At 61.8% G+C, this 10773-nt stretch carries 8 protein-coding genes; 3 read left to right on the top strand and 5 right to left on the bottom strand.

The window, feature by feature from the left end; genetic code table 11:
* Window positions 1–332: 332 nt before the first annotated feature.
* From ACGLHR_RS48340 to ACGLHR_RS48350, 3 genes are all read right to left on the bottom strand, one after another.
* Window positions 333–1733, bottom strand: coding sequence for a hypothetical protein (locus ACGLHR_RS48340; RefSeq protein ID WP_400102836.1), 1401 nt, complete (start codon window positions 1731–1733; stop codon window positions 333–335).
* A 232-nt stretch (window positions 1734–1965) separates the two neighbouring features.
* Window positions 1966–2505: a glycine-rich domain-containing protein gene (locus ACGLHR_RS48345; protein ID WP_400102837.1), complete on the bottom strand. Its 540-nt coding sequence runs from the start codon at window positions 2503–2505 to the stop codon at window positions 1966–1968.
* Between the two features lie 50 nt (window positions 2506–2555).
* The gene (locus ACGLHR_RS48350; RefSeq protein WP_400102838.1) at window positions 2556–5945 is read right to left on the bottom strand and encodes an EAL domain-containing protein; all 3390 of its coding nucleotides are present in this window, start codon (window positions 5943–5945) and stop codon (window positions 2556–2558) included.
* A gap of 573 nt (window positions 5946–6518) precedes the next feature.
* Between ACGLHR_RS48350 and ACGLHR_RS48355 the strand changes: the two genes are divergently transcribed.
* Complete coding sequence (locus ACGLHR_RS48355) at window positions 6519–6749, top strand: hypothetical protein (protein WP_400102839.1); 231 nt, start codon at window positions 6519–6521, stop codon at window positions 6747–6749.
* Between the two features lie 410 nt (window positions 6750–7159).
* Here ACGLHR_RS48355 and ACGLHR_RS48360 read toward each other — a convergent pair whose 3' ends face one another.
* A complete protein-coding gene (locus tag ACGLHR_RS48360) occupies window positions 7160–8149 on the bottom strand; it encodes a COG4280 domain-containing protein (protein ID WP_400102840.1) in 990 nt (329 codons plus the stop codon).
* A gap of 293 nt (window positions 8150–8442) precedes the next feature.
* Here ACGLHR_RS48360 and ACGLHR_RS48365 point away from each other — a divergent pair, with 293 nt between their 5' ends.
* Together ACGLHR_RS48365 and ACGLHR_RS48370 are read left to right on the top strand one after the other, a co-directional pair.
* Window positions 8443–9117: a heavy metal response regulator transcription factor gene (locus ACGLHR_RS48365; RefSeq protein WP_400102841.1), complete on the top strand. Its 675-nt coding sequence runs from the start codon at window positions 8443–8445 to the stop codon at window positions 9115–9117.
* A gap of 1 nt (window position 9118) precedes the next feature.
* The gene (locus ACGLHR_RS48370) at window positions 9119–9472 is read left to right on the top strand and encodes a hypothetical protein (RefSeq protein WP_400102842.1); all 354 of its coding nucleotides are present in this window, start codon (window positions 9119–9121) and stop codon (window positions 9470–9472) included.
* 376 nt (window positions 9473–9848) lie between these two features.
* On the opposite strand, the gene ACGLHR_RS48375 is transcribed toward ACGLHR_RS48370, so the two are convergent.
* Window positions 9849–10238 (bottom strand): nuclear transport factor 2 family protein, encoded by a 390-nt coding sequence (locus tag ACGLHR_RS48375; RefSeq protein ID WP_400102843.1) that lies wholly within the window; start codon window positions 10236–10238, stop codon window positions 9849–9851.
* Window positions 10239–10773 lie beyond the last annotated feature (535 nt).

A 10773-nucleotide genomic window follows, 5' to 3' on the forward strand; every position in this document is an offset into this window, starting at 1 on the left:
TTTAAGCCGCGCCCGGATAGGAGCGCCTGATCCAGGCTGGATGACGACATTCTGATCGGCAGCTTGATGCAAGAGGCTTGGCTGACTCTGGAGCAAGTGGCCGCAGAAAGATACCACTGGGGCCGCTGTCTGGAAGGCGGTGCCTTCAGTTTGCCGAGGTCCCCGCAAGCCGGCCGTTCCTCGCTGGCCTTCGCTAGTTGCACCAGGGCCGCTATGGATTGGTATTGTCCCAGCGAAGCGTTGCGTCAGGTGTCTTGCCGCCTATCAGCGCTTCGGCGATCGGCCCCGGGGTGGGCCGTCAGATGAAGATCGCCGATTCATGCTGTGCGGGGCTACCTGTTGAGTGGCGTGCTTTCTTCTAGCTTGGAGTAGCCGTGCGCTTCAATGACTGCAGGAGCCACAACAATGTACCCCAGTGACCTGAGTAGTGTCACTGCTTCAATTTCAGCGTCAGTGTGAGGCGGTTGTTTTGAAGGCGGCACGAAGGCTGTGGCCGCTCTCAGCGCCGCATCGTGCGGGAGCTCTCGGAGATGGTCGTCCTGGCTGCTAGCAACGAGCTTGCAGCGCTGCGCATTGGGTCTCCAGGTGACCTCCACCGCGGTACAGAATTTGCCGGTGAAAAGCTTTAATTGCGAGCTTGCTTTCAGCCACGCTACAAAGGATTCGCGAGACGCAGGCTGATACCCTTGCAACAGAGTTTCAAGATTCTTCTGTGGCAAGCCCTGCCCCTGGGAGGAAGGCTCTTCCAGCAGTGACAACTGCAGCGCCACGCGCTCGCGGTCAGCTTCCTCGTAAATGAGGTATTCGTTGTCAACGACGCCTTCGCGAAGCAGTTCGCACAGCAACGCCCAAGCCCTGGGATTCTTCTCGATGCAGCCTTCCAGGCCAGGGTCCAGGCTCGCCAGAATTGCGAGCATCGATTGGTGCCTGCCCGACGCGACTTCGAGTGCGAAGGAAGCGGCATTGCGGGATGGGCTAGCCCGGCGCTGGAGCATTTGCAGGGACTCGTCCTTGTACTCCTGGATCTCGGCAAGGGTCTCGGCAGCCTGGCTCCAGGCGTACTTCTCGAGATTTTCAGAAAGTTTTCGCGCAGCCCTGGCCATGTCATAGGCGAGAACGCCAACATAGCTCTTGCACGCAGCGCATTGGCACTGGAGACGCCCGTAATGCAAAAATCCGGCATACACCCGTTCCTGATGCCCGCAGTGATCGCACTCGAGCGCAAAGCCGCCCTGGCGGGCCGGGCGCTGATTGGCAAGTAGCCCATCGACCTGGTATCGCGCCGGATTATCGCAACACGGACAGCCCCAAATGATCTTGTGAGAGCCGTCGCGTGCCGCCACCCTGCCAAATTGACGTTCCAGCGCACTGCGCGGAATGCCCTGCGCCCGTCCGAGCACGTCGGCTGAGTAGCGCCAGTAGAAGTAGGAGTGAGCGGCAGCTGCCACATCCGGACCGTGCTCGCGCAGCTCCTGTAGCACCCGTGGTGTGTGCCGAATCCGATCGGCAAGGCTATCGACCATGAGGGACCGGCCCGGAACAAGCGCCTCGAGGGCCTGGCGGCTCTGCTCGACAAAGGCAGGCACATGCTCGCGGCGGATGGCGTCTTCCTCCTTGAGCCAGCGAGAATGTCCCGGCAGCGTGTTAAGTGCATCGATGGCTTCTTTGAGTTCTGCTATCGGTGGGCAGGCCAGAAAGGAAAACGGCTTGCTGAACAGCAATGTTTCTATCATCGCATCGTCTCCGGCAGAACGGCACCCCTCCCGGGCCTGGGCGGGGTGCCGCGAAACGCCTACGGTCAGTCAGTTGGCTCAGCACTTTGCAACTGGCCCTGCTGCCCTCTACAAGCACGCTCGCCAATCGCTGCAGGTGGGTGCCCGTGGGTGGGCCCCGTGGATTTAGCAGCGGCGAGGTATAGCCATACCCCGTCAGACCGGCTGGACATCGACGGGCGTGACCTGGCCATCAATGGGACGAAGCGACTCCGGAGGTGATTGCGCAGTACGCCGCTTGCGTCCCATTGGTGATTGCGCAGTACGCCGCCTTGGTGTCCGCCGGCGCGGGGCCCAGCGTGGGTTTCCCCTCGCCGGTGACGGCACAGTAGGCCGCCGTCGTCGGTCTCAACCCAAACTCGCGCGCGCTAAGCCGGGCGCTTGCCTCGGCCAGCGCGCGCAGGCGGGCTTCATCCTGTGGGCCATCAATACCGACGTAGGGGTCATGATGCAGGACATGGCCAAAAATGTGCTCACAGTCGCTCGCATAGCGCCTGGTATCGACAATATGGGCGTGCCAGAATGCGTCTACCTGTTCGCTGGGTACGACTGATGTGTCGGGGTACTTTGCCGCGAGTTTGAGAAACCTGCGGTAACCGGCCTCGGCATCGACCAGGCTTTCGGGGCTCCAATGAGCGGACTTGCCATGTAGAAGCTTGGCTTTGATTCTCGAGAAATCGAGCGCATCGATTGCTTGCCATGACCGTTCAATCGATTGTTTCTGCACTGTCATGATGTGGTTCCTCCTATTGTTGACGCTGGGGCACGCGCCGGAATCCAGAATCAGGCGCGCATCGGCTGCGGTCCCTGCTCAGGTAGCAGGTCGTGCACGGTATGGCTGGAGAGGAACGCGGTGACGTCCTCGGCCGGAATAGGGCGGCTAAAGTAGTAGCCCTGGACTTCGTCACATCCCTCGAGGCGAAGAAAGTCCAGTTGGGCCTCGTTCTCGACGCCTTCGGCCACGACCTCCAGCGCCATCTGATGTCCTAGCCCGATGATTGCGCTCGTGATTTGCGCATCGCTCCTGCTGTCGGGCAGATAGCGTATGAACGAGCGGTCGATCTTCACCGTGTCAATCGGGAAACGGCTCAGGTAGGCGAGCGAAGAGTAGCCGGTGCCGAAGTCGTCAATGGCTAGGCGTACCCCCGTTCGCTTCAGGCGCGACAGCCAGCGCGCCGCTTGCTCGGCATCGCGCATTACCATGCTTTCGGTCAGTTCAAGTTCGAGCAGATGTCCTGGCAAGCCGGCTTGCTTCAGGGCATCGAGAACCACCTGCCTCAGGTCCTTGTCGGCAAATTGCCTTGCGGAAAGATTGACCGAGACGCGTATCGGGGCAATGCCGTCGGCAAGCCATTGCGCATTCTGGCGGCAAGCCTCACGCAGTACCCACGCGCCAATCTGCACGATGGCCCCGCATTCCTCTGCAATCGGGATGAAGTCAGCGGGCATCACCATGCCGAGCTTCGGGTGGTGCCATCGGATCAGGGCTTCCACGCCGGTACAGGAATTGGTGTCCAGCGAGATGCGTGGCTGGTAGTGCAGCACGAACTCATTGTGCTCGAGTGCGCTGCGCAGATGCGCTTCCATGTCGATGCGATTCTGCAGGGACACGCTCATCTCGCGCACATAGTATTGGAAGCCGTTCTTGCCGAGCTGCTTGGCGGCATACATGGCGAGATCAGCATGCTTTAGCAGCGTCTGCGCGTCATCGCCATCTTCGGGAAAGGAGCTGATGCCGATGCTTGCCGTTATCTGCAGCTCCTTGCCATTGACGACAAAGCCGGATGCGAGCGCGGCCTGGATGCGCTTGATGATGCGGTGCAGAAGGGAAAAGTCGTCGATCGGCTCGACCAGTATGACAAACTCGTCGCCACCGAGCCGGGCAATGAGGTTGGCTTCGCCAAGCGTGGCGCTAAAGCGATCTGCCACGGCACGCAGCAAGACGTCGCCCGCGTTGTGGCCCATGGTGTCGTTGACCCTCTTGAACTGATCCAGGTCAACAAAGACGATATCGAGTCGGTGTTGACGGGAGCGGGAGCGAGCGAGGCTGCTCTCGAGATGATTCTTGAACATCAGCCGGTTGGGCAGACCGGTGAGCGCATCGTGATTGGCAAAAAAGCGCAGGGTCTCCTCGGCCTGGCGACGTAGCAGGAAGTGGCCAGTGTGACTAGCTATCGCGCTGGCCATGGCAAGCGCATGTGGATCGCGTGGACGCTTGGTGCGCGAATACAACTCCACCAGTCCAAGCGTGGTCGTGCCCTTGCGCAGTGGGAAAGCGAATACAGTTCGCACGCTCCCGTCGTCCAGCCAGCGATGCTGAGGCAAACGCGCGATAGCACTGCGGCTCGCATACCAACGCGGTTCCGTCAGTGCGTCTGCCTGACCTGCCTGAGGGTCGACCGGCCGTCGTGCCAGCCAAGCATCCAGTTCTTGCTCGCTGGCCCGGCGAACCGGTGCAAGCGCCAAGCCACGTCCTGCATCCGAAGGCCAGAATGCACCCGCCTCCCATTCCGTGCCCGCGACCAGGGTACGGACGATTTTTTCCAGGACTTCGGCTTCGCTGGACACGGTGGCGAGATGCAAGGCAACCAGATGCTCCTGTGCGCGAGCCTGCTCGATGAGCTTTCGCTGGGTGATGTCTTGCGCGGTGCCGCGCAGGACGGCAGTACCCGGTGGGCCATGCGCATGGCCGATCAGGTGAAGCCAACCCATGCGTCCACGTGATGAGCGGTAGGGACATTCGATCTCGAAGGCGACGCGCTCCCGCAAGGCGGTTTGCATCCTCTGCCGTAACACGCCGCGGAAGCGAGGATCGGCTGCGCCTAGAAGTGTTTCGGGTGTGGGATCCAGCACTCGCGCACCCAACAGCCGGGCCATCTCGCGGGAGAAATAGGCCACATTACGCTCAAGGTCGATACGCCAATCCCCCAGGTGCGCGATCCGCTGCGCCTGGGCAAGCCCCTCTTGACTCTCGCGCAGGCTGTGTGTCATGCCATCGGCCACCGCCAGGGCACGTGAGCGGGAACTGGATAGCGCGTAGGCCAGCCCGGCCAGCAGCGCGGTAATGATCAAGCCGGCCCCAAGCACCACACTCTTCAGGTAGCGTTGCGGGCCCGCCATGGCCTGGGCATCGGCGGAGAAGACAATGAGCCAGCGCCGCCCTCCAAACGGCTGTGCCACCTCCTTGCGCAGGAAGGAACGATCGTCCGATACGCTTGCCCGCTGGAGCGCGGCATGCTCGTCGCTAGCGGCAAGCTGTACGGCGCTGGCCCGGCTAGCAGCCTTGGCACTGGGGGGGGCGGTGGCCGTCATGCCGCCGGCGCTGTTGTACAGCAGCGTCGCCGGGGATGGCGGTACTGGTTCGCCATCGAGTTTCCCGGCGTCGTACAGTTCGAAGTGGGTCCCATACACGCGCTGGTTGCCGGCGATCTCCCCAAGCAGACCGCTGATTCGTATGCCAGCCCCAACGGAGCCGATATAGGCATGGCGGCGCTGCTCCACTGAATCGAGCGGCTGGCCCTTTCTGTAGACCGGAAGGCGCAAGGCAATGCCGACGTGGGGACCTTTTGCTTCGCTGAAGATCAGGCGCCCGCTGCTCACTGCCTGCCCACTGTCACGGGCTCTTTCGAGGGCGGCCAGGCGCCCCGGCTCAGCACCCATGTCGATGCCGATCGACGGCAAGTTGTTGTGGAGCGGCTCGACATAAGTCAACACGAAATAGGCTGGCCGCTCTCCTGCGGGACGGATGGAGAACGCTACTCCGGCGTCGCGCAGGACCGCGTCCTTGCGCTGGCTGGCGACAAAGCTGGCCAGCTCGGAGGCCGGCACATAGGGCGCGTAGTTCAGCGTCTGGAACCCGGGGTAGCGTTGTTCCAGGTTGAGGCCATTGACGAAGTCGCGGAATTCCTCGCGCGAAATATCATCACTAGCGCCGAAGAGCGCCTGCATGGTTACCAGGACGTCGGTGTAGAGCCGGATACGCGTATCGATCTGCTGGGCGATATCGTTGGTATCGCTCTTGAATCGCAGGCGCGCATCCCTCTCCAGCAGCTCTGTGTAGAGCGAATGCACGACGATCGTGCTAAGCAGGCCGAGCAGCAGCGCGCCGAGTGTAACGGCGGTCGTACTGACGCGTCCGAGCGGACGCAGCAATGGCGTCAGTAGCTTGCGCACACGATACCCCCCGGAACGTGACGTGTGGACTGCAGACGTAAGCGATCAAGCGGCGATGGTGTCAGCCGGCTACTGCTGGGCCGCCGCCGGGGCGCGCGGATTTGCGCAGCGTTGTTTTACCTGTCTCTACAACGTTATCCCAAATTGGAGCAGGAGCAAGGCCGAATACGGTTGTAGAGTCCCCACTTAAGTGGGGGGGGGTGCGCCCTATGTGCCTAGTCAAGCATGAGGGGCGGAAAGGCTGCCGCCGCGCGGCAAGGCGAACAGCTCGTCGCAGCGCCGTCTGGCAGGCGCCAAGCTTCCCTGGAACTCGTCATATACAAAGCCCGCCGCAAACGGCCCGCGCTCGTAGTACAGCGAACCGCTCAGAATCAGTGACCCCATAGAGGGTGATGCTCGATTGCGCATGCGATGCGCCGGCTATTGTGGACAGCAGCGTAGCCAAATGACCTCAAGGCACAAGTAGCGGCCGAGATGACATCTTCGTAATTGAATGGCCATCCATTCGTTACCGCTGTCTCAATACACTGATCTCCGCGTTGAAGCCACGCACTCATCGATCTGGAGATCACGATGGAAAACCTCAAGCAAGCAATTCTGACCACTGCAATCACAATGATGTTCTCCGGTATCGCCGCTGCGGCTACCGTAGACTCTGGTAGCTCGGACGCGCCGCAGGATGGCGGCAGTCGCGTGACCCAGAAGCGCGACCCATTCACGGACGGGGCGCATGACGGTTCGCGCGACTTGTCCGTGGTCTGCGCAAGATCGGCATCGTTTGACGGGTACTCGGACGGCCGATAAGTAGCGGATGCTCTTGGCTCAGCGATCCGAGCGCCAATCACCGGAGGGCGCTCGGCCCTTACCCCAATCCCATGTCGTTTCCCGCCCAGTGGCGAGCGTGACTTCCGTCGCGAGTGGTATAGCCCGGGGCGCCGCGATGCGTCTGCCTGGGCTTGGCCGCCGGTTCGGCTGGCGTTGGCAATCCGCTGGATTCTCGATCAGGGCCCGACGATTGCGCTGTGGGGCCCACGTCGCCCGGACCAGTTACGCGGCATCAATGACGCATTCGGATGGATGCTGAGCACGCAGGACAAGGCTGACATCGATACATTGCTCGCACAGCATGTGACCGATCCAGTCGGTTCGGACTTCATGGCGCCGTCGCGGCGCTGGCACGAACGAGGGGAGACAACGATCCAAGCGGCCGCTGCTCAGGCGCGCGCGCGCCGGGCGGCGCTAGTCGCGAGCAACGCTGTCAATCCCGCAGCGAACAGCGGTCCCGCCGCCTGAGCAGCGACAGCATGCAATGCACCCACTTCCCACGCTGCCAGCACCCACAGGACCACGCCGATAGCAAGCCAGCCGTCGTCGACGAAGAGACCCACCAGTTCCTCGGTCACCTTCGCGAGACGGCCTTGATCGGGGGGAGGGGGCGAGGCTGTTGCGTTTGGCAATGGGGAGGACGTGCTCCGCAGATGCCCGCAAAGGCGAACCATACCCAGGGCAACGACAAGGAAGGCGCCGATAAGCGCCAGGATCGCCCAATCTTCGCCGGGCCACGATAGCTTGATACCCTCGCCCACCCAGAAGGTCCCGAAAGCAGCAAGCATGACGCCAACGGCGAACTTGAGGGCGTTTTCCGGAACCTTGGCCAGCGGCCGATGCAGCCAAAACCCGAGCATCACCACGACCAGCAGCGCGAGGAGGGCACCAATGGACGCGGGGAGGATCATGCGGCCGCTCGCGCCAATCGCAATGACGATGAACACCACCTCAATCCCTTCCAGCATCACGATCTTGAATGCGGTCGCGAACGCCACCGCATCGATCGCCTCGCCAATTGGGCCGTCTTGCCGCCGCAAGGCTTCGGTTTGCCGAGCGAATGCCTGCGCTTCGTCATGCAGCGGCAAGATGCCTGCCGCCCGCAGCACTGCCTTGCGCAACCAGCGCAGACCGAATAGCAGCAACAGCGTACCGACCACCAATTGGGCCACCGGTAGCGGAATCCTGGCGAGCGCGGGGCCTAGTGCTACGACCAGTAGCGTCAGGACGGCCAGCGAGGCTGCGGTCCCTAGCAGCGCCGAGCGCCAGCCGCGGACGGCGCCAACCGCCAGCACGATGGTTAGTGCCTCCACGAACTCGACCATGGAGGCCATGAATGCTGCGAGTATCGATGGTCCTGCCGAAGTCCATTCCATCATGTTCCTCTCCTATTTTCCAGGCTGTCGATTTTTTTCCGGGTGCAGGGGCGGTGAAGCCCACTTTTCAGGCAACGCTCAGGTCTCCACCACGGGCACCAGTACCAGTACTTGAGTTCGTGGACCACCGGTAGCGCAATGGAGCGACAGCAGTGAATTCTAGGGAGCGCAGAGACGGGAAACCCTGTCAATTCAATTACAGATTTGTCATCCAGGGCTACCGCGCCTGGGACTATCATGCGATCACGCAAGGCGCCAAGGCGCGCCGTGCTGGCACTAGCTAGACGGGGACGAGCATGAGAATTCTGGTGGTGGAAGACGAGCCTAAGACTGGCGCGTACTTGCGCAAGGGGCTCACCGAATCCGCCTTCGTGGTCGACCTGGCCGTAACCGGCGCCGATGGCCTGCATCTGGCGGTGGAAGTGAGCTACGATTTGATCATCCTGGACGTAATGCTGCCCGACACGAACGGCTGGGAAGTGCTCAAGCAACTGCGTGAGCACAAGGACACGCCGGTACTGTTCCTGAGCGCATGCGACGAGGTAGCGGATCGTGTGCGTGGCCTGGAACTCGGCGCCGACGGCTATCTGGCCAAGCCCTTTGCGTTCGTCGAACTGCTGGCGCGGGTGCGTACTCTACTGCGACGCGGCCCGGCGCGCGAGGCCGTCCGCATCGAGATCGATGACCTCGAGATCGACCTGATCCGCCACCGCGTGACGCGCGCCGGGCGCAGCATCAAACTCACGCCGCGCGAGTTTTCGCTGCTGCATTTCCTGGCGCGCCGGCAGAGCGAGGTGCTAAGCCGCACACAGATCGCCTCGCACGTATGGGAGATGAATTTCGAATCCGACCGCAATGTCGTGGACGTGGCGGTGAGCCGCCTGCGTGCCAAGATGGATGACGATTTCCATACCAAGCTGATCCATGGCGTGCGCGGGGTAGGCTATGTGCTGGAACGCCGGGAGCCCTGATGTGCAGGCTCTCTCACTCACCACCCGCCTGGCGTTCGCCTTTTGCCTGATTGCTGCGACTGTGTTTGGTAGCGCGGGGACCTACCGGTACCGCGCGCTGGCTACGCAGGTGATCTGCCGCGACGATGCGGAGCTGCTGCGCAAGGCGGCACGCGTGCGCAATGAGCGGATGGCGCAGGGCGCGCCGGATTCGGCTTTCGGCCTCAAGGCGATTCGCTCGTGGACCACGCGTGAAGGCTTCGCGCGGCTTTCCCAGTTGTCGGCCGATCTGGCGCATGATTTCCGCACGCCCATCTGCGGCCTGCCGACTGCGCGCACGCAAGTGTTGCTCCCCCACGCGCAGGAACACCCCTAAGGCAGGCCTGGAGCGCGGCCGTGGAGATCGATATCGCGGTGCAGGAAGCGGCCTGGCCTAGCATCTCCTGCCAGATATCGGCCGGCGGCTGCGGGGGCGGCGTGAGCGCGTCCAGGTTGTCACACTTTGCGCCGCTGCGGTCGGGCGCCAGGCCCATGGGCAGCCTGTCGTAAGCCGGCATCAACGAAAGGGGCAGCGCTGTCATGCAAGAAGGCGAGGTTGCCAGAATGCCTTTTGGCTGAAGGCCCATGGACGGGTCGCAAGGGCTTCGAGCAGCTCGGCCAGCCCGCTAGCGCAAGTTGCCGGCGGGACGGGAGGGTAAAGCCTGCAGACAGCCTTGTGAAGGCGGGTGGCCGATCTGCGCGGCTTTGCTTGGCTACTTTTTCGGCGGCGCGGCGCTAAACGTCTTGTTGGCAATCTTCCAGACGCCGTCGATCTCCAGGAGCGTCATGTAGTCCGTGAAGGTCACTTCCGGATGCTCCAGCACCACCTTGGCGGTGCCGGCATTGCCTGTCACGTCGAAATGCGTGATGAAGCGCTTGCGCTGTGCTTCATCGGCCGCGGGCTGGCCCTGGAAACGCGCGGAAAACTCATCGAGGGTCAAGGCGTGCAACTTTCCCTCGCGGAACGAGATGATCCTGGCGTCCGCATGGAACGCCTTGCGCATGTATTCGGCATCGCCGGTGATGTGGGCTTGCAGGTAGTTCTCGATCGGCTCAAGTGCGGCTACGTGTTGTGATGTCATGCCGGGGGTGCTGAATGCCATGTCGTCTCCAGATCAATGAATCCGCCGGGCCGTGGCCTGAGTGGCGGGCGTCAAACCATGTTATTGCATTCTATTATTGCATACAATATGTTCCGCCTGGCAACTCGTGCCGTCTGGCTCCGGCCGGCAGGCGGTCGGTGGCCCGTAGGCACCATACAAGTGGCCTGCGATGACCTTCATCCGGCGACGACAAAGCTTGCTGCAAGAATTCTTAGAAAAAACTTGCCAGCGTTGCGCGAACAACTTAGTATTCGCTCCCCTCGCAGTACGAGGCTCAGCTGCAGGGCAGGGCGGCCGAATTTGCGGGGTTAGCTGGAAAGGTGAGAAAAGCACATAGCGAATCTGGCCCGAGCAAGAAAAGATTAAAAAAGTATTGATGAAACGCAGATAATTCTTTATAGTCTCGTTTCTCTGCTGCAGCAAACGCAGCGACGCGGCAAGCAAAGCGAACCGCGGAAAGTTCTTTAACAAACAAACAACCGATAAGTGTGGGCGCTTGATAGCGGATGCGGAAGACTTCGGTCTTTTAGCTTAC

The organism is Cupriavidus sp. CuC1 (genome assembly GCF_044627735.1).
In the GTDB taxonomy this organism is placed as follows: domain Bacteria; phylum Pseudomonadota; class Gammaproteobacteria; order Burkholderiales; family Burkholderiaceae; genus Cupriavidus; species Cupriavidus ulmosensis.